19 protein-coding genes and 1 tRNA gene are annotated in these 19610 nt (G+C 43.7%); 5 read left to right on the forward strand and 15 right to left on the reverse strand.

Translation table 11 applies throughout. The features are described from left to right. Positions 1 to 56: 56 nt before the first annotated feature. Genes rfbD through rfbB form a run of 4 tightly spaced genes read right to left on the reverse strand, consistent with a single transcriptional unit; the run spans position 57 to position 3488 of the window. Positions 57 to 953 (reverse strand): dTDP-4-dehydrorhamnose reductase, encoded by an 897-nt coding sequence (rfbD, locus tag GT348_RS08435; RefSeq protein WP_160619319.1) that lies wholly within the window; start codon positions 951 to 953, stop codon positions 57 to 59. A 2-nt stretch (positions 954 to 955) separates the two neighbouring features. After that, a complete protein-coding gene (gene rfbC, locus GT348_RS08440; protein WP_160619320.1) occupies positions 956 to 1522 on the reverse strand; it encodes a dTDP-4-dehydrorhamnose 3,5-epimerase in 567 nt (188 codons plus the stop codon). Positions 1523 to 1545: 23 nt separating this feature from the next. Continuing rightward, positions 1546 to 2436, reverse strand: coding sequence for a glucose-1-phosphate thymidylyltransferase RfbA (gene rfbA / locus GT348_RS08445; protein WP_236646491.1), 891 nt, complete (start codon positions 2434 to 2436; stop codon positions 1546 to 1548). Then, positions 2433 to 3488 (reverse strand): dTDP-glucose 4,6-dehydratase, encoded by a 1056-nt coding sequence (gene rfbB / locus GT348_RS08450; protein ID WP_160619321.1) that lies wholly within the window; start codon positions 3486 to 3488, stop codon positions 2433 to 2435. The genes rfbA and rfbB overlap by 4 nt, the downstream gene beginning before the upstream one ends. 354 nt (positions 3489 to 3842) lie before the next feature. On the opposite strand from rfbB, the gene GT348_RS08455 reads away from it, so the two are divergent. The 3 genes from GT348_RS08455 to GT348_RS08465 are packed head-to-tail and all read left to right on the forward strand — an operon-like array spanning position 3843 to position 6766. Next, positions 3843 to 4544, forward strand: a complete 702-nt coding sequence (locus GT348_RS08455; RefSeq protein ID WP_236646492.1) for a histidine phosphatase family protein — start codon at positions 3843 to 3845, stop codon at positions 4542 to 4544. Next, positions 4541 to 5881, forward strand: coding sequence for a lipopolysaccharide biosynthesis protein (locus GT348_RS08460; RefSeq protein ID WP_160619323.1), 1341 nt, complete (start codon positions 4541 to 4543; stop codon positions 5879 to 5881). Before GT348_RS08455 ends, GT348_RS08460 begins: the two co-directional genes overlap by 4 nt. 39 nt (positions 5882 to 5920) lie before the next feature. Then, positions 5921 to 6766, forward strand: coding sequence for a hypothetical protein (locus GT348_RS08465; RefSeq protein ID WP_160619324.1), 846 nt, complete (start codon positions 5921 to 5923; stop codon positions 6764 to 6766). Positions 6767 to 6769: 3 nt separating this feature from the next. On the opposite strand, the gene GT348_RS08470 is transcribed toward GT348_RS08465, so the two are convergent. From GT348_RS08470 to mnmE, 8 genes are all read right to left on the reverse strand, one after another. Continuing rightward, complete coding sequence (locus tag GT348_RS08470) at positions 6770 to 7471, reverse strand: dTMP kinase (protein ID WP_160619325.1); 702 nt, start codon at positions 7469 to 7471, stop codon at positions 6770 to 6772. A gap of 10 nt (positions 7472 to 7481) precedes the next feature. After that, positions 7482 to 8216, reverse strand: coding sequence for a nucleoside/nucleotide kinase family protein (locus GT348_RS08475; RefSeq protein ID WP_160619326.1), 735 nt, complete (start codon positions 8214 to 8216; stop codon positions 7482 to 7484). 216 nt (positions 8217 to 8432) lie between these two features. Continuing rightward, a tRNA-Lys gene (locus GT348_RS08480) sits at positions 8433 to 8508 on the reverse strand. Positions 8509 to 8597: 89 nt separating this feature from the next. Then, on the reverse strand, positions 8598 to 9506 hold the full coding sequence (locus GT348_RS08485; RefSeq protein ID WP_160619327.1) for a ParB/RepB/Spo0J family partition protein: 909 nt from the start codon (positions 9504 to 9506) through the stop codon (positions 8598 to 8600). Then, positions 9499 to 10299: a ParA family protein gene (locus GT348_RS08490; RefSeq protein WP_160619328.1), complete on the reverse strand. Its 801-nt coding sequence runs from the start codon at positions 10297 to 10299 to the stop codon at positions 9499 to 9501. Before GT348_RS08490 ends, GT348_RS08485 begins: the two co-directional genes overlap by 8 nt. Continuing rightward, complete coding sequence (gene rsmG / locus GT348_RS08495; RefSeq protein WP_160619329.1) at positions 10292 to 10876, reverse strand: 16S rRNA (guanine(527)-N(7))-methyltransferase RsmG; 585 nt, start codon at positions 10874 to 10876, stop codon at positions 10292 to 10294. Before rsmG ends, GT348_RS08490 begins: the two co-directional genes overlap by 8 nt. Then, complete coding sequence (gene mnmG / locus GT348_RS08500; protein WP_160619330.1) at positions 10873 to 12732, reverse strand: tRNA uridine-5-carboxymethylaminomethyl(34) synthesis enzyme MnmG; 1860 nt, start codon at positions 12730 to 12732, stop codon at positions 10873 to 10875. The genes rsmG and mnmG overlap by 4 nt, the downstream gene beginning before the upstream one ends. Before the next feature lie 6 nt (positions 12733 to 12738). Further along, complete coding sequence (gene mnmE, locus GT348_RS08505; protein WP_160619331.1) at positions 12739 to 14034, reverse strand: tRNA uridine-5-carboxymethylaminomethyl(34) synthesis GTPase MnmE; 1296 nt, start codon at positions 14032 to 14034, stop codon at positions 12739 to 12741. A gap of 76 nt (positions 14035 to 14110) precedes the next feature. Between mnmE and GT348_RS08510 the strand changes: the two genes are divergently transcribed. After that, a complete protein-coding gene (locus tag GT348_RS08510) occupies positions 14111 to 14557 on the forward strand; it encodes a methylated-DNA--[protein]-cysteine S-methyltransferase (protein ID WP_160619332.1) in 447 nt (148 codons plus the stop codon). Positions 14558 to 14621: 64 nt separating this feature from the next. On the opposite strand, the gene rho is transcribed toward GT348_RS08510, so the two are convergent. Next, a complete protein-coding gene (rho, locus tag GT348_RS08515) occupies positions 14622 to 15920 on the reverse strand; it encodes a transcription termination factor Rho (RefSeq protein ID WP_160619333.1) in 1299 nt (432 codons plus the stop codon). Between the two features lie 456 nt (positions 15921 to 16376). On the opposite strand from rho, the gene sucB reads away from it, so the two are divergent. Further along, complete coding sequence (gene sucB, locus GT348_RS08520; RefSeq protein WP_160619334.1) at positions 16377 to 17468, forward strand: dihydrolipoyllysine-residue succinyltransferase; 1092 nt, start codon at positions 16377 to 16379, stop codon at positions 17466 to 17468. A gap of 72 nt (positions 17469 to 17540) precedes the next feature. On the opposite strand, the gene GT348_RS08525 is transcribed toward sucB, so the two are convergent. Together GT348_RS08525 and ahcY are read right to left on the reverse strand one after the other, a co-directional pair. Beyond that, positions 17541 to 17981, reverse strand: a complete 441-nt coding sequence (locus GT348_RS08525) for a DUF3597 domain-containing protein (protein WP_160619335.1) — start codon at positions 17979 to 17981, stop codon at positions 17541 to 17543. Positions 17982 to 18065: 84 nt separating this feature from the next. Beyond that, positions 18066 to 19361: an adenosylhomocysteinase gene (ahcY, locus tag GT348_RS08530; RefSeq protein WP_160619336.1), complete on the reverse strand. Its 1296-nt coding sequence runs from the start codon at positions 19359 to 19361 to the stop codon at positions 18066 to 18068. Positions 19362 to 19610 lie beyond the last annotated feature (249 nt).

A 19610-nucleotide genomic window follows, 5' to 3' on the forward strand; every position in this document is an offset into this window, starting at 1 on the left:
GGGTACCCTGTTAGGGTCTTGACCTATTCGAGGATCGTTCCAGAAAAACATGAGTTTTATCCTCTTTGAGAGGAAAAGATTTGTTGTACAGTCTTGGCAACACTCTCACGCCATAACGGAAAGCGCAGCCCAAAAACCTGTGTTAATTTCGTTGTATCCAAACGTGAATCTGCCGGGCGCTTTGCCGGTGTTGGCCAGTCCAGCGTAGAAACGGGCCGGATGTCGGGCTTTGCTTGGCCGTGTAAAGCAGCTTCTTCAAGGGTGGTATTTGCAAGATCGAACCATGTCGCTTCACCCTGTCCACTTGCGTGAAAAATACCGTGATAATGGTCCATCCAGGTAGTTTGTCGGACTTTATCAATAATAGCTAAAATAATATGAGCAAGGTCGTCTGAAGAGGTTGGGTTACCCTTTTGATCATTCACCACTTTAAGAACAGGATTTTTTGCTCCTGCGTTGATCATTGTGCGCACAAAATTACGCCCGTAAGGTGAATAAACCCAGGAAGTACGCAAAATAATGCTTTGAGGATGCACGCTCAAAACAGCTTTTTCACCATCTGCTTTTGTTTGGCCATAAACTGTTTCAGGGGTGACGTGATCATCCTCTGTATAAGGATGACCTTTCCTTCCATTAAAAACATAATCAGTGGAGATATGAATAAAAGGAATATGCTGTAAAGCGCATTTTTCTGCTACATAAGCAGGACCCAGATGGTTGCCTTGCTTTGCTCCTTCAATTTCTGTTTCAGCAAGATCAACAGCTGTCCATGCCGCCGCATTAACAACAAATTCAGGTTGATATTGCTTTAATAAATCAGAGATAGTTTCAGGATTGGCAAAATCAAACTCAGGCCGCCCTATAGCAATAACATTTTGGCCCCCTAGTCTTTGTAGGGAGGTAGCAAGTTGTCCTTGACGGCCAAGAACTAAAATAGAAGGAGCAGACGACATAATTAGCCCTTATTGTAAGAGAACCACCCCTTGGCGGCTGAAAAGCCCGGTGCTGCAAGGTCTTTTTCTGAAAGAACAGCATTTTGTGGGTCTATGGGCCACTCAATATTAAGTTCAGGGCAGTCCCATTTAACGGAGCGTTCTGAAGATTTATTATAGAGAGCCGTGCATTTATAAAGTACTTCTGTTTCTTCCTGTAGCGTTACAAAGCCATGTAGGAAACCTGGTGGAATCCATAACTGAGACCAGTTTTCGGCTGAAAGTTCGGCAGCTACCCACTTCCCGTAAGTAGGGGAGTTTGTGCGTGCATCTACAGCTACATCCCAGATAGCGCCTTTTGTAACACGAACAAGTTTACCTTGTGCGTAAGGATCCAACTGACAATGGAGGCCACGCACCACACCCTTTTGACGGGAAAGGCTTTGATTGTCCTGTACAAATGGTTCTGTCAGGCCAGCTTTGGCCATCGCATCATAATTATAGGTTTCGGAGAAAAAGCCTCGATTATCACCAAAACGCGGTGGTGTTAGGAGGATAACTTCAGGAATGGAGAGTGGAACTACTTTCATAAGAAGTATCCTTTTACGAAAGTTTAAAAGAAACGTTCATGAGTATCAGCCAGGCGGAGGAGCATTTTTCCCAACTCCGTTTTGGCCATAGTTTCGCCTCGGGCTCTTAGTTGCTCAAGGCTGATAAAACCCATACGGAATGCAGCCTCTGTTGGGGAACCAACAAGCATGCCCTGTCGGGATTGAATAGCTTGTACAAATGTTCCAGCTTGCATAAGACTGTCAGGTATGCCGGCATCCAACCAGGCACATCCACGTCCTAAAAGACTAACATGTAGCTTGTCTTCTTCAAGGTACATTTTATTGAGATCTGTAATTTCCAGCTCACCACGGGGGCTGGGGCGTAGTTTCTCAGCTTTTTCACAGACTTTATTATCGTAAAAATAAAGTCCCGTGACGGCCCAGTTCGATGAAGGATGTTCCGGTTTTTCCTCAATAGAAAGAGCCTTGCCGGTTTCATCAAAGCTGATGACACCATAACGTTGCGGATCTTTTACCTGGTAAGCAAAGACTGTAGCGCCACTTTCTCTGTCATGGGCTGTTTGTAATTTTGTGCTCAGTCCATCGGCAAAAATAAGATTATCACCTAGAGCAAGGGCGCATGGCGCGTTATTTAACCAATCAGCAGCGATCAGGAACGCTTGGGCTATGCCATCAGGCTTTGCTTGAGTGCGATAGGTGAATTCTACACCAAATTGTGAGCCATCACCCAATAATTTTTGAAATTGCGGCAGGTCATGCGGTGTGGTGATAATCATGATCTCTTTGATACCCGACAAAATTAACGTCGTGAGCGGGTAATAAATCATGGGTTTATCAAAAACAGGTAAAAGCTGCTTTGAAATAGCTAATGTCATTGGGTGCAGGCGTGTACCTGAACCTCCTGAAAGAAGAATGGCTTTCATAGGCTTCATGACCTCGTACCCAACCTTTGACCTGTGTAACGTTTATCGAGAATATTTTGCCACCAGTTCTCATTTTCGAGGAACCAGTTAATTGTTTTGCGCAAGCCCATATCAAAGTTATGAGCGGCCTTCCATTCGAGAGCTTGCTCTGCATGGGTTGGGTTAATTTCATAACGGAAGTCATGACCAGGCCGGTCAGAAACGAAATTTATAAGTCTTTCACGCGGTCCTGCCGGATCGGGTTTTAACTCGTCCAGAATAGCACAGATTTTTTTAACAACTTCAAGATTTGAGCATGGTTGGCGGCCACTAATGGCATAAGTTTCGCCCGGAACGCCACGTTCAATGGCACGAACAAGAGCCTCTGCGTGATCTTCGACAAAAAGCCAATCGCGAATATTGCTCCCTTTGCCATAAACGGGAAGAGGCTGCCCTTTGAGGGCTTTTATAATAATGAGTGGGATAAGTTTTTCAGGAAAATGCCACGGGCCGTAATTATTGGTTGTGTTGGTTACAAATGCGGGGAGACCATAAGTACTATGCCAGGCTCTTACCAGATGGTCTGAAGAGGCCTTGCTGGCTGAATATGGACTACGGGGATCATAGGGTGATTGTTCCGTAAAAGCTGGCGCTTCTATGTCCAAATGGCCAAAGACTTCATCGGTAGAGATGTGATGAAAACGGAAAGAGTTCTTTTTCTCTGCTTCGAGATTATTCCAGTATTTACGGCTCGCTTCAAGAAGCATGTATGTGCCGATGATATTGGTTTGAATGAAAATTGCTGGATCATCAATTGAACGATCTACATGACTTTCAGCAGCAAGATGCATGACGGCATCTGGTTTATAAGTTGCAAAAAGACGGTGTAATTCGCTGACATTAACAATATCAACGCGTTCATGCTGATAGCGTGAGCTCTGCTCAATAGATGAAAGATTCTCAGCCGAAGCAGCATATGTCATGCAATCGACATTAAGAACAGTGTGAGATGTTTTGTTAATGAGGTGACGTATTACAGCAGAGCCGATAAAACCATAGCCACCCGTCAGTAAAATATGCATTAATAAACCAGTCTTAAACGAGGCAAGAATTATTGTTTAAAATGACTGCTAGCAAAATATTTAAGGCATTTTCCTCAAAAAAGCTATAGAGCAATCAGGCTAAGGTGTTACTATTAAGTTAATCTTATAAGATATGTTTATAAACTATAAATTAATATTTTAATGTGTTCCCAAAAAGGCTAAACTCAAGGAAAGAAAGGAAATGCTGTTTTCTGCACCTTGAAAAGCTTCAATGAACAAGGGCATTCAAGCTTTGCCACGCTTTAAAGTAAAAATTGAGGTAATTAATCCTTTATTGAGAGAAAGTTACCCTTTAATAATGCGCTTTAAATGGAGGCGGCAAAAGAAAATTTTGTGAATGATAGAATAAGTTCCTCAAAAAAACTTCAGGCTCATTTTCTTGATGGCCCTCAGCTACAGGAAAATGTAACACGCTTTTGGTTAATTCGTCATGCAGTGGTTGATTCCTCGGTAAGAAAGCTAATGTATGGTGCTGATAATGTGCCATTATGTCCGACTTCTTTAAGGCAGCAAGAGCCCATATATGAACGTTTGGCCTGTCGTTTGCCCAAAAATGCTGATTGGATATCATCGCCTTTAAAAAGAGCGATTCACACAGCAGAAGCTATAAAAAAAGCAGGGAATTTTGAAGGCACGTTACAAATAGAATCTGGTTTTATAGAGCAGTCTTTGGGTGAATGGAGCAGTTTGCCTCACCAGGATTTTTCACTCTACCCTGAGCAAAACCCTCATTATTTTTGGCCATTATCAGCAACGGAGCGCCCTCCACAGGGAGAGAGTATGGAAGATGTTCAAAAACGTGTAGGGACTGCATTAGACTATTGGGCAGATAAAAATTTAGGAAAAGAGACCATTATCATCAGTCATGGTGGGGCTATACGCATGGCGTTGGCCCATGCATTAGGTATTTCTGCTACATCTGCTTTACATTTTGTAATACAAAATTTATCGGTTACTGCTCTGGAGCATATTGATGGGCAGTGGCGTGTCATAATGGTTAATACCCTCTCACATTTTGAGGAGAGTGCTGAGTGAAGCGCTGGTTTAAAGATGACCTTTTTAAGCTGGTCTTAAAAAATGCTGGCAGGTTGGCTTCAGGCAAACTTGTAGGGGCTCTTTTAGGCCTTGGCGCTTTAGCATGCGCTACACATGCCATGTCACCAAGTGAGTTTGGTGTTTTAATTCTGATTAAGGCCTATGCTCAGCTTATTGCCGATATAGGACAATTTCAGGGGTGGCAGGTTATTTTGCACTATGGTTCTATTCCCTGGCAGCAGGGTGAAGTAGACCGTGTTAAAACAGCGACAAAATTTTCTGTAGGGTTAGATTTATTAGCTGGTTTTGCCTCCATGATTGTAGGCATGGCTGTCTTGTTACTTTTAGGACCTCACTTAGGTGTTCACCCAGAGCATCGTGCTTTGGCTTTTTTCTACTGCACACTCATTCCATTTTTGACCTGTTCAAGTCCTTACGGCATTTTGAGGCTCTTTGACCGGGTCGATGTTATTAGCAGACAACAAATTGTCTCACCCATGGTTAGAACAACTTTAAGTGTTCTGACATTAGTGATGGGATGGGGGCTGACAGGCTTTGTTGTAGCCTGGTATGCAGGGGTTTTAGCGGCAGATTTATATGTATTTACCTGTTGCTGGAAAGAGTTAAAACGCAGAAACATTCAAGGGGCCTTAAAGCCCAGCCTCCTAAAGGCAGCACGTAATATGCCCAAGGGAATGTGGAGCTTTGTGTGGCTCACAAGTGTTAACACAGTTTTAACCTCTGTGTGGGGGTCTCTCAGCAACCTTCTTATTGGTCGAACTTTAGGCACAGCGGCAGCCGGTCTTTATAGCTTAGCTGTGACATTTATTGACGCTGTGCAACGGCCTGTGCGTCTTTTAGAAAAGAGCTATTATCCTGAAGTTGCGCGTTTGGATACGCGAACCACAAAACCATGGAAATTAGCCGCCAAGATGAGTTTCTTAGGAGCTTGTCTTGGTATAGTGGTTTCTCTCATTGTTTATATTGGTGGGAAACCAGTTATTAGTCTGTTTGGCCATCGCTATGGAGAGGCTGCAACCCTTATGTTGTGGATGGCGCCCTCCCTTGTGTTTAATATGGCTGCTTTTCCTCTTTATGGGCTTCTTTATACAGCAGGAAAATTTAAGGTGCTTACGGGCACACAGTTAATTTCTTCACTATTTTATACAGTCCTTCTCATTTATATGAGCCATAATTACGGCCTGGACGGAGCAGGATTGGCCTTTGCCATAGGAACATTATTTGGTGCTTTAATAAATGTTGTCATTGCTATAGTGACCTTTATAAGGAGACGTCACATTATTTTACCACATGAACGCGAGATACGCGGTTCCTGAAGATTATTGCTTAATTTATGTATGACGAAGGGACTTCGTATGCGGCCTTCCCTAGAGAAGACAATCTTCCCACAGAAAACTTTAGACACAGTTTTTGAGCATGTTCTGTTAGATGATGTTATTAATCTTAATGCGTCATTGAGTGATGAAGTTATAGAAGCAGACTATACGGCTGAAGAGATAGAAGCTTCTTACGATTTATGCTGGCAGCTTTTGGAACGTGGGGTAGATTTTGAGCAGTTTCGTAGTCTGATTGCCAAAATAGCCTTTACCGGAAGCGCTACTGAGGAAGAACGCCTGGCCTTCAAATATGCTCGTGCACGGTTTAAGCATATGCGTTTTGCGTGCAATAATTTTGATAAGCGTCACCGTTATCCAAAGCTTTTTCATAAGGTCATTATCCTTATGGGTAAGATGCAGGACGCTTTTAAAAATACTCAGCGTTTTGCAACGCTGATATATGGTCTCATATTATGGCTGATTTTATCGCCTTCTTGCTATTGGCTCATAGCAAGAGAACTTACCGATTTCAGAGCTGAGTCCCCAGCAGGATTAAGGGCTTATCACAGGCGTGAAAATCAAAAATTAGAAAAGCTTTTCAAAAAACAAAATAAACTGGCAGCTCACGATTTTCATCTCATGCGCAAAATCATCAGCCGTCGTGTTGCTTTTAACGATACTCTTAGAACAATCAGACCATCGCCCAAATTGGATCGGTTTTCAGCTTATTTGGCGACCATGAACGGCATTATGGGTGATATGCATGATGAGCTGGTCGAAAAGCGTTATGTTGATAAACAGGGTTATTATAAAAACAGTGTCCCCTTCCCAGGAGATCTGGCTGAACGCATCCAGTGCTTTTTAAACAAAGAAAAACAGGTATAAGTTTTATAAAAATTTGGCAGCACTAAGCTTGGCGATTACATTTTGCTTTACCTTGTCATAAGGCTGTGAGGCGTCAATAATTTTTTTAGGAGCGCCATTAAATGTTATATGAGGCATGATATCGATTTTAGTTTGAAGAGCTTCGATATCATGATCTGGTTTTCTTTGATGTGCTGTCTGCGCATCAACTTCTAAAAAGATAATGAGATCAGGCTTAAAAGCGGCCATTTTCAGATAGAGACGTTTTTCTATTAAGGCCATAGCCCTAATAAAAGGGTTATTTGTACGAGCGGCTGAAAGACCCGGACCATCACATTGACCAGCTATTTCTGCCTGAGGGTAGCGGTCTGTGATGACCAGATAACCTTTTTCTACAGCTTTCTTTACACGTCTAAAACGTTTCAGGCGGATAAGAGAAAATATAAATACAACCAAAGCCGTTATAAAGCCCGGTATTTTCTCACCTTTAGTGCGTGTTTTTTTTGCCTTACTCGTAAGTTTTTTTTCGAGGAGAGGGCCGAGAAGAGGCCATTGTCCTATGCGCCTTCCAAGATCACCCGATCCTAGTCCAAGATAGCCATAGACGGTTTTTCTATTCCGTCCAAGAATACGCACCAGGTCAGCACTTAGGCTAGATTTACCTGAGCCATCGCATCCAACAAGAGCAATAAGGTGGCCATAACGAATTTTAGGCTGAGACGGCATGATATTGTCACTATCTTGTTTTGTGAGGATAAGCTTCCAGAACGCTGGCAACAGCCTTTTTAGCCTGTGCCAGAACCTCTTCAAGAGGGTCTGTCGCATTGAGATCTAATATTGGTGCCCCGTCAAAGGTTAATCTGCCAACATCAGAAATTTTACGTGCCAATTTATAGCTTTTATGATCGGGTTTGCGACTCATTGCCGTCTCAAGGTCGACATTAAGCCGAATCACAAGATCCGGCTTAAAATGTGACATACGTCTATATAAAATATTTTCGATCTTCATAAGGAGATGAAGAAATCTTCCTTTAAAAGAAAGATTAGCTAAAGACGGTCCATCCATAGGGCCAGGGATAAGGTTTTGAGGAAATCTGTCAGTTAAAATAGCAAAGCCACGTGCGTGATAACATCTCATTCGGGCGAAGCGAAAAACGCGCCTCATAGACATAACAAATTCAACGAATGTGGCTAAAAAACTAGAATTTTTCTTAATTTTTAAACGCTTATGCTCTTTTTCATTACGTTTGGTAAAAATAGGTCCGATAATAGGAATAGTCTTAATATATCGCCCAAGATTTCCAGCCTGCTTTCCGAGATGGCAAAAAGCGGTAGGACGATTTTTATTCATTTCTTCATAAAGTACTTGCCCGACAGTCGATTTTCCACTCCCATCTGAGCCAATCAAAGCAATAACAGGTTGTTTGCGGCCTTGTTGGGGGTCAATGGAAGGGCTTTCCCTATCAAACATCTTAAAATATTCCGTTTTAGTTTAGGAGAGTGTAAGAAATACTCTCTTTAAGTCTTATTTTAAGACTATGCGAACGCGCTCTATCAAGACAAGGGTTAATTCACTAAAACTTGTTTGATTATCTTAGATAATTTTTTATTAAAGAGCCTGACGATGCAGGCTTGGAGCTGGGCTTTAAAGCCCGGTTCTTTAATTTTAGCGGAAATTATTCGAATATGGTGGGCACACTAGGGTTCGAACCTAGGACCCGCTGATTAAGAGTCAGCTGCTCTACCAACTGAGCTATGTGCCCATATTCAATATCTCTAAAAGAGACAAGCGATTTTCTAACAGCCTCCCTCTCATTGGACAAGAGGGAAGAGGGTAAAATTTTTCTTTTGTTTAAATCTGCTTCCCCTGAAAACCATGTTTGAGAAGCTGCAGAAGAGTCTCAAATTGCTCTAATGAGTCATAATTGACCTTCAAGCTTCCTTTTTTTCCATTAAATGTAATTTTGGTTTTTAGACCCAGACGTTGAGATAAATCATCCTCAATTTTGAGAATGTCAGCCTCTCTTGCAGATTGTGGTTTTTCGCGTGCCTGTGCATTCTGACTTTGCACAGCCAGGACTTCAGTCTGACGAACGCTAAGGCCTTTTTCTAAAACAATCTTCATAGCGGCAACCGGGTCAGGATGCGCCAATAAAGCTCGTGCATGGCCAGCACTTAACAAACCATCGCGTAAATGTTGCCTTACGGCTTCAGGCAAATTAAGGAGCCTGAGTGTGTTAGCCAGATGCGAGCGGGATTTTCCTAAAGCCCCTGCTAATTCCTCTTGTGTCAGGTGATAATCATCAATCAGTCTCTGTAAACCCTCAGCTTCTTCTATAGGGTTAAGGTCAGAGCGTTGCAGGTTTTCTACCATAGCTGCAGCCATGGCATCACTATCATCAAGTTGCTTGATATGAACCGGCACTTCATGCAACCCGGCTTGCTGAGAGGCGCGCCAGCGACGTTCACCAGCTATGATCTGATAATGCCCATTATTTTGTGGGTCAGGCCGTACGAGTAAGGGCTGAAGCACACCACGTGAGCGTATGGAATCGGCTAGCTCAGCTAATTTAGCACTATCCATATTTTTGCGTGGCTGAAAAGGACTGGGTGCTAAAAGATCAATTGATAATGTAGTTTGCTGATATGACGAGGCATTACGGGGAGAGGGGGTACTAACCCGGCTTAGTTGAGGCGCTTTATCCCCCAATAAAGCCGCAAGACCACGTCCTAAACGGGGTGATGAATCTTTTTTAGCCATTGGCCTTTTTCCCCTTTAAGCGTTTTAAGAGTTCCTCAGCGAGAGACAAATAGGCTGTGGCCCCTTTAGAGCGTTTATCATAATCCAGAACCGATTTACCAAAACTCTGCGCTTCAGAAATACGGATATTACGCGGTATGATCGTATCATAAACCTGGTTACCAAAGAAGTTACGGGCATCTTCTGCAACAAGGTTAGAAAGCTTATTTCGTTTATCATACATGGTGAGCACAATTCCTTCGAGATGAAGGTCTGCGTTAAAAGCCATGCGAACGCGTTCTATCGTGCGTAAAAGTTGGCTAATGCCTTCCAGGGCAAAAAATTCGCATTGTAAGGGTACTAAAACGCTCTGAGCTGCCACCAAGGCATTTAATGTAAGCAAACCTAAGCTTGGTGGGCAATCTATGAGAATAACATCATAAGGCCCTTCGACAGCCTGTAGGGCGTCATGGAGGCGATATTCACGCCTTTCTTGATCAATCATCTCAATTTCGGCCCCAGCCAAATCAGCATTAGCCGGAATGACATCTAATTGTGTAATATTGCTGGGACGAGGAAGAGATGTGAAATCATCTTCTCCCAAAAGAGCGTTATAACTCCCTTTTTCGCGTTGGCTATAATCAATACCCAAACCTGTTGACGCATTGCCCTGAGGGTCAAGATCAACCAAAAGCACACGCTTATGACGTGCTAGTGCCGCAGCCAAATTCAGGCTTGTAGTCGTTTTTCCTACACCGCCTTTTTGGTTGGCAATAGCAATAATTTGGGTATTGGATGATGTGGTTTTAGACACGTCTTATTTCACTAATTTTAAGGAGCACGCCGTCACGCGCTGTCACGCTCGGGAAGGTTTCGTAATTTATCTGCCAGTCATTGGCCGCATTGGTCAACTCTTCAGACGTTTTTTGTCCTTTTAAAAATAGACAAAATCCGTTTTCTTTTAAAAGAGGATACGCCCATCCTAAAAGTGTCTTTAAGGGAGCGAGAGCCCTGGCTGTTATGATATCAGAAGGAGCAAGTGTTACGTCTTCAATACGCTTGGCCATAATCGTTGCTTTGGCCCCGCAAAGACGATTAGCCTCTCGAAGAAAGGCGGCTTTTCTCTGATCAGACTCAATAAGGGTAACAGGATTACCTGTTGCTATAGCTATTATAAGCCCAGGAAATCCGCCGCCTGAACCCAGATCGGTAATTGTACTATCAGGCGTGATGTGAGGGACAAGTTGGAGGCTATCTTCAATATGGCGTTGCCAAAGAGACGCTATATCATGGGGGCTAACAAGATTAATCTTGTTATTCCATTGCTGCAAAAGCTGAGAAAAAATATCCAGCTTCTCTTTTGTTTCACGTGAAACGGCTATGTTCGTCATGAACGCCCTCTCATATAAGCAAGTACAGCAATTAGAGCTGCTGGCGTTAAACCACGCACCCTTTGTGCTGCACCAAAATCCGGGGGGCGAGCCTGAGAAAGTCTTTCTTGCATTTCTCGGCTTAAGCCACCAATTTTACTATAATCAAGATCATCAGGAAGGCGAAGTGAAGATTCCTGCTGTAATTGTGCTATGTCGCGTTCCTGCCGGCGCAAATAGCCGCCATAACGAGCTTCAGTTTCAATATGACGACGAATACGTGCGGGGAGTTCAGCAAACCAGGGTGCCAGACTATAGAGCGCTTCCATAGAGGCCTGGGTTGCAAAAACATCTAATAAATTGCGTCTTTTTCCATCTTGAGAAACATCAATCCCCTTATCATTTAGATGTTGAGGAAGGAATATTTTTTCCTGTGCTTTGGCCATTGCCACATCAATAGATTGCTGTAGCTCAACAAAATGGTCCTGACGCTCTTTAGCGACACACCCCGCTTCAATTCCTTTTGCCGTTAAGCGTAAGTCAGCATTATCAGCGCGTAATATGAGGCGATATTCTGCACGCGAGGTGAACATGCGATAAGGCTCACTAATACCGTGCAATGTGAGGTCGTCAATCATAACCCCTAAATAAGATTCATGTCTTTTTAAAATGAGAGGGTCATTTCCTCCAACAGAGCGTGCTGCATTGAGCCCAGCTAAAAGACCCTGTGCACCAGCTTCTTCATATCCTGTTGTGCCGTTAATTTGCCCCGCCAGATAAAGACCTGGAAGCTGACGTAGCTCTAAAGAGGGGCGAAGTTCACGTGGGTCAACATAATCATATTCGACAGCATAGCCGGGTGTAACGATTTTTGCTTTTTCAAGCCCCGGCATAGACGCAATGATAAGCTTTTGAATTTCTGCAGGGAGAGATGTACTAATCCCATTAGGATAGACAAGATCAGATCCAGGATTGCCGGGAAGGGCTTCTGGTTCCAAAAAGATTTGATGACTATCTTTTTCTGCAAAACGAACGATCTTATCCTCGATAGAAGGACAATAACGCGGACCTCTTCCTACAATCTCACCTCCGTACATAGCAGAAAGATGAAGATTTTCTTTGATAATATCATGGGTCTGTTTTGTCGTTTGTGTAATACGACAAACTAACTGTTCATTAGGCAGAGAGGTGGTTAGGGTGCTGAAAGGTTCAGGATCATGATCGCCTGGGTCAGCAGGAAGATTTTCCCAATCAATACTATCACGTGCTATCCGAGGAGGGGTACCCGTTTTGAGGCGCCCCATTTTAAGAGATAATGCCTCAAGTCTTTCACCGAGCTTTGTGGCAGGCGCTTCTCCAATCCGGCCAGCCGCTTCTTTAACTTTGCCAGTGTGAATCACACCGCGTAAGAATGTTCCACTTGTCAGTACACAGGCACCGGCATGATAAGTGCGTCCATCTTCACAAATAACGCCTCTGACAGCACCGTCTTTAACAATCAGATCGCCTACCGCACCTTCTTCAATAAAAAGATTGGGTGTCTGGGCAAGCAGCTTTTGAATGGCATTGCGGTAAAGATAGCGATCTGTTTGCGCACGTGGCCCATGCACTGCGGGGCCTTTTGAGCGATTAAGAAGCTTAAAGTGGATGCCTGCCTGGTCAGCAGCCTTACCCATAAGCCCATCGAGTGCATCAATTTCACGCACTAAGTGCCCCTTGCCGATCCCCCCAATAGCAGGGTTGCAGGACATTGTGCCGATTGTAGCAAAATGATGGGTGAGAAGGAGCGTGCGTGCTCCAAAGCGGGCAGAGGCAGCAGCGGCCTCACAGCCTGCGTGCCCACCGCCAATGACAATAACATCATATGAGGTGGTCATGACGTTTTATTTCCCAATGCAAAACTGACTAAAAATACTGTCTAAAAGAGCTTCTATATCGACATGGCCGGTTAAGCGCCCAAGAGATAACATGGCAAGGCGTAATTCCTCACCCCGCAATTCAGGCCAAGACGCAGATTGTGCGTTTATAAGGTGGCGTTTTGTTTCTTCCAACCCCGCACGATGACGGGCACGGGTAAGAGGTGGTGCCGATCTTTCTAATAGAATCTGGGCTAAATGATCTTTCAGGCGTTTTTTCAGTGGCTCTAATCCTGTCTCCTCTTTGGTATTAATCCCTAATTCATGAGGAAGAGCAGGAGAAAGATCTGTTTTGGTGCGTAGCAAAATTTCGTTAGGCACTAAAGCCTCGGCATTTTCACCTGGGCCAAGAAGATGGAGCACGAGGTCTGCTTTTTCAACATGCTGCAGGGCGCGTTTTATACCTTCAGCCTCAATCACGTCATCAGTTTCACGTAATCCAGCGGTATCTACCAGGCGTAATTTGATCCCATCAAGTACCCAATCCACACTAATGGCATCGCGTGTTGTGCCCGCCTGATGAGTTACAATAGCGGCCTCTTCTCCGCTTAAGGCATTAAGGAGGCTTGATTTTCCAACATTAGGTGAGCCAGCAATGACAATTATTAAGCCATTACGGGTCAGTTCACCCCGTTCATCTTGAAGGTGGTTATTAATTTCTGTCAGTAAAGAGGAACATTCCTGAGCTAAAGCATTTTCAACTTCTGGTGGAAGATCTTCGTCAGGAAAATCAATAAGGGCTTCTTGCTGTGCCAAAACAGAGCGCAGACGTTGTGCCCATTGCTGATATAAATGGCTCAAAGCGCCATCGGCCTGACGAAGGGCTTGCTTTCGTTGAGATTGTGTTTCGGAATCGACTAAATCAGCAATAGCTTCAGCTTGTAAAAGATCAAGCCGGCCCTTTTGTACGGCCTTTTTCGTAAACTCTCCAGCTTCGGCAGGGCGTGCCCCAAGATCAATAAGAGCGTTAGAAACGGTTTCTATAATAGCCGGCCCTGCATGAAGATGCAGCTCAAAACTATCATCTCCAGTATAAGAATGAGGTCCAGGAAACCATAAAAGAAGGGCGTGGTCGAGTACATCACCCTTATGACGTAAAAAGCGCAATGTTGCATAGCGCGCTTTAGGTAAGGGGCCCGCCAGGGCCTCTAAAATTGTAGCACAAAGAGGGCCGCTGGCACGCATAATAGCTATGGCGCCGCGTCCCAAACCAGTGGCCAAGGCAAATATGGTGCTTGTTTCGGGGTCTTTTATGGAATTCATGAATCCCTCTTAGCGCACTCTAAAAAGAAAATCAGCTTTATTGACGCTCATCATAAGAAAAGGCACTCTTAATTTCATGCCACAATTATCTTTTCAGTCACCATTCGGAACGCTCAGTCTTAGTGAAGATGATGGAGCTATTGTTTCTCTTGATGAAGGCCAGGGACGTGATCAGGAAAAAACGGCTCTGTTAGAGCATGTTGTCTCACTTTTACAAGATTATTTTGAGGGGCACGCCATAGATTTTAGTGATGTGCCCGTAAAGTTTTTCGGTACCGCTTATCAACTGCGTGTCTGGGAAGCTCTTCGTACTATCCCTTATGGAGAAACATGTTTTTATGGTGACCTCGCCAAAAAAGTTGGGGGTTCACCTCAATCTGTAGGGCATGCTGTAGGGCTAAATCCTATTCCTCTTATCGTCCCATGTCATCGTGTGATTGGACGAAATGGCCTAACGGGTTATTCCGCGTTTGACGGCGTGGATGATAAAGCTTGGCTTTTGGAATTGGAAAAAGGCCTTTAAGCGGTCTCATTTTGGCAATCAGATTAAAAAAAAGCCTCTCAAAAAAGAGAGGCTTTTAAAAAGTTTAGTTATTCATTGCATCAAAGAAATCTTGATTTGATTTGCTGTAACGGAGCTTATCAAGCAAGAAGTCCATCGCATCCATTGTGCCCATAGGAGCCAGGATACGACGTAGGACCCACATTTTGGAGAGCGAAGCACGATCGACCAGCAATTCTTCTTTACGCGTACCAGACTTCGTAATGTCGATTGCTGGGAAAGTACGTTTATCAGCAAGCTTGCGGTCCAGAATAAGTTCCGAGTTGCCTGTGCCTTTAAACTCTTCAAAGATCACTTCATCCATACGCGAGCCTGTATCAATAAGGGCTGTTGCAATGATGGTGAGTGATCCACCTTCTTCGATATTACGCGCAGCACCAAAAAAGCGTTTTGGCCTTTGCAGAGCGTTCGCATCAACACCGCCAGTTAAGACTTTACCTGATGATGGAACAACAGTGTTATAAGCACGAGCGAGACGTGTGATTGAGTCAAGCAAGATCACAACGTCGCGTTTATGTTCAACGAGACGTTTTGCTTTTTCTAGCACCATCTCTGTAACTTGTACGTGGCGCGTTGCAGGCTCATCAAAAGTAGATGAAATCACTTCACCACGCACAGAACGTGCCATATCAGTGACTTCTTCAGGGCGTTCATCAATAAGAAGAACGATCAGGAATACATCTGGATGGTTGGCTGTGATTGAGGAGGCGATGCTTTGCAGCATAACCGTCTTACCCGTGCGAGGTGGGGCAACAATCAGAGCACGCTGTCCCATCCCAATAGGTGAAACGAGATCAATAACGCGCGAGGTATAATCGCGCTGATCTTTTTTCCCTTTGCCACCTTTTACAGGAGTGGCAGTGTCTTCTTTCTGCTCAACTTCCATTTTAAGGCGACGCTCAGGATAAAGCGGCGTTAAATTATCAAAATTAATCCGTGTGCGGACAATTTCGGGGGGCTCAAAATTGATGGCGTTTACTTTGAGTAAAGAAAAATAACGCTCGCCATCACGTGGAGCCCGAATTTCTCCCTCAACTGTATCTCCTGGACGCAGCCCAAAACGGCGCACTTGCGCTGGAGACACATAAATATCGTCAGGACCGGGGAGATAATTAGCTTCAGGACTACGTAGAAAGCCGAACCCATCAGGTAGGATTTCGAGAGTGCCTTCTCCGTAAATAGATTGTTCACGGTCCGCTAGAGTTTTGAGTATAGCGAACATAATGTCTTGCTTGCGCAAGGACGAAGTGTTCTCGATCTCTAATTCTTCAGCAAAAGCCAGAAGATCGGTAGGAGACTTCTTCTTAAGTTCGGCGAGATGCATGAAAATATGCGCCTTGATATGCCCCAGTGGAGAGGATCGTAAGAAAAAGGAGGCACCGCAATCAGCATAAGAGACATATGACTATGTGACACAACTGATAGTAAGGATACCCTAAAAAACTCGTCTTCCCTTGGCAAAGTAAGGGAAAAAGTTTTTTATCAGGGCGTAAGGTGCCATCCGGATCGGAGGATAATGACTTTTTAAAAAGCTCAATGGCGATTTCAAAGTCTGGCTAACGGATTAGGCAAGCAATTAAACTGTGTCAAGTTAATATGACAAATAGTTTCAATTTTTTTTCTTTTTTGGGCAAAATGAACATAGCAGGGTGAGAGCGTGCTTTTTTAATGGGTGTCTGTTATAGAAACACATTCTATCTTTATGGATGAAAGAAATTTATTCCGAATCCTAATTAAGCAAGCTTAAGGCTTTTTTCAGGTCATTAAGGCAGGAAGCAAGATGACAATTGAGATCCGAGTACCCCCATTAGGCGAAAGTCTTACCAGTGCGACTATAGCAAAGTGGTACAAAAAAACGGGTGAGTATGTCCAGGCGGGCGATATTGTTCTCGAACTTGAAACTGACAAAGTTAGTTTTGAAATTCCTGCTCCAGTTGCAGGCCGTATTGAAGCTTTGTTAGATGAGGGTGTTGATGTTGCTGTTGACCAGCTTATTGCGCGCCTAGATGAAACCAAAGCTCCTCTATCTCAGCTAGCAGAAAAGCAGGCTCCGGTTTCCAAAGAGGTGTCTCCGTCAGTTGAGCGGCCTGCCGAGACAAAAGAAAAAGAAGCCGTACCTCATAAAACAGACATTAAATCGTCCGGGTCCTTTCAGGAGACTACTAGTCAGGAAGGGGAGCGGCGTGTTCCATTAAGTCGCTTACGGCAGACGATAGCGCGTAATTTAAAAGAAGCTCAAAATACAGCGGCTATTCTTACGACATTCAACGAAGTTGATATGGGGAATGTGCGCGAATTACGGTCGCAATATCGTGATATTTTTGAAAAGAAAAATAGCGGCACCCGCCTTGGATTTATGTCTTTTTTTGCCAAGGCTGTGATTGGGGCAATCAAAGATTATCCAGCACTTAATGCTCAGATTGATGGTAATGAGATTGTCTATCGCGATCATGTTAATTTGGGCATTGCCGTAGGTACGGAACGCGGTCTTGTTGTCCCTGTAATACGCCATGCTGACGGCATGAATTTTGCTGAGCTTGAACGCCACGTGGCTGATTACGGCAAGCGTGCCCGTGATGGGGCTTTAAAGTTGGATGAACTTGCAGGGGGTACTTTTACCATCACGAATGGTGGTATATTTGGCTCATTACTTTCAACACCTATTCTTAATCGTCCGCAGTCAGGTGTGCTGGGTATGCATACAATCCAAGATCGGCCCGTCGCGCGCAATGGGCAGGTTGTGATACGGCCTATGATGTATGTAGCTCTCTCATATGACCATCGCCTGATTGATGGGAAAGAAGCTGTAAGCTTTTTAGTACGTATCAAGGAACTGATAGAAGATCCTAGACGTTTGCTTTTAGAGGTTTAAATATCTTTTCCCTAATATGTTTTGGCTTAAAAAAACCCCGCTCACGTGAGTGAGCGGGGTTTCTTTTAATGGTTAAGCTTTCCAGTTATCAGGAACTTTACCACCATTTTCAGATAGTTTTCCGTAAACTTGTTTGATGAGCCATATATTCATGGCCTCGGTATTATTTTTATCGCCACTATAATGAAGTTCGTCAGCAAGTTTGCGACGTGAATCAAGGGAACTATCCATGTTTAATAATTTCAATAGGTCAACGATGGATGTTTGATAATTAAACTTTGTACCCGCCTTGGAAGCGAGGTTTTTTAGAATCGCTTCTACATCAACATGTTGTTGGGGGGCGGATGCAGCCTGTTGTTGTGTTTGAGGCGCAGCTTGGGTTTGTGCCTGGTTTTGAGCAGGTGACGATGGCTGCGACGTTGAGGGAGAGTTCGTTGAAGGCTTGTTATCTGTGTTTGTAGCTGCGTGAGCGACATTCATGATTTTTGAAAAAATATTACTAAAAATGCCCATGGAAAACTCCTAGGTTTTAAAATGTTAGGCCTCCCTACTGCTTTATAAAATAGTAAGCAGTAGGAAGTACCCCATCACTTTATCTTAGTAACGGTAAAAATCTTGTTTGAATGGGCCAGTTTGTTTAACGCCAATATAGTCTGCCTGCTCTTTAGTCATTTTTGACAGTTTTGCCCCCACTTTTTCCAGGTGAAGCGCTGCAACTTTCTCATCAAGAATTTTAGGCAGTGTGTAAACTTTATTTTCGTAAGTGCCGGGTTTAGCTGTCCAAAGCTCAATTTGAGCGAGGGTTTGGTTTGTGAATGAAGCTGACATCACAAAAGAGGGATGCCCTGTCGCATTCCCCAAATTAACCAGACGCCCTTCAGAAAGAAGAATGATTCGACGATTGGGCGCAAGCTCAATTTCGTCTACCTGTGGTTTGATGTTGTTCCATTTAAAGTTGCGTAATGAAGCAACCTGGATTTCGCTATCAAAGTGGCCAATATTACACACAATTGCCCGATCTTTCATCGCACGCATATGTTCAAGTGTAATAATGTCGATATTACCTGTGCATGTGACAAAGATATCGCCTCTGGGAGCGCCTTCCTCCATAGTCACAACTTCATAGCCTTCCATAGCGGCTTGAAGGGCGCAGATTGGATCTACTTCTGTGACTAAAACGCGGCAGCCTGCATTTCGAAGAGAGGCCGCTGAACCTTTACCTACGTCACCATACCCGGCAACGACGGCAACTTTACCTGACATCATGACGTCAGTACCGCGGCGAATCGCATCTACAAGGCTTTCACGGCAGCCATAAAGATTATCGAATTTAGATTTGGTAACGCTGTCATTCACATTAAAGGCAGGAACTTTTAATGTGCCTTTGCGTGCCATTTCCCACAGACGATGAACGCCTGTTGTTGTTTCTTCGGAAAGGCCACGAATATCTTTTAGCATTTCCGGGTACTTATCATGCATCATGGCTGTCAGGTCACCGCCATCATCTAAGATCATGTTTGGTGTCCATCCATCTGGGCCTTTAATGGTTTGTTCAATGCACCAGACAAATTCTTCCTCTGTAAGACCTTTCCATGCGAAAACAGGAATATTAGCTGCTGCAATGGCTGCTGCAGCCTGGTCTTGGGTCGAGAAAATATTGCAAGAAGACCAGCGAACTGTAGCACCGAGATCGATAAGTGTTTCGATCAAGACAGCTGTCTGGATGGTCATATGCAGACAGCCGGCGATCCGGGCGCCTTTAAGGGGCTTTTGTCCTTTATATTCCGCACGAAGGGCCATTAGACCCGGCATTTCACCTTCAGCAATAGAAATTTCTTTGCGACCCCAGTCAGCTAGGGAGATATCGCGTACTTTATAATCATGATTAGGCATAATCACTTCCTTAAAATTCTACTATCTTGTGCATGAAACCCTAAACGGACTTAAAAGGCTAGTCTTCTTTACAAATCAAAGAGAAATGAGTAACATTATTGTTTATACGTATATCATATGAAGTAATGATAATATAAATAATGAAAACATGCTTATAATCTATAAAACAAAAAATTTATATTTTATTATATTAAATTATAATTATTAATTTTTACCTATAATTATTATAATAATATAAATAGATATAAT

This window comes from Aristophania vespae, assembly GCF_009906835.1.
Lineage (GTDB): Bacteria > Pseudomonadota > Alphaproteobacteria > Acetobacterales > Acetobacteraceae > Aristophania > Aristophania vespae.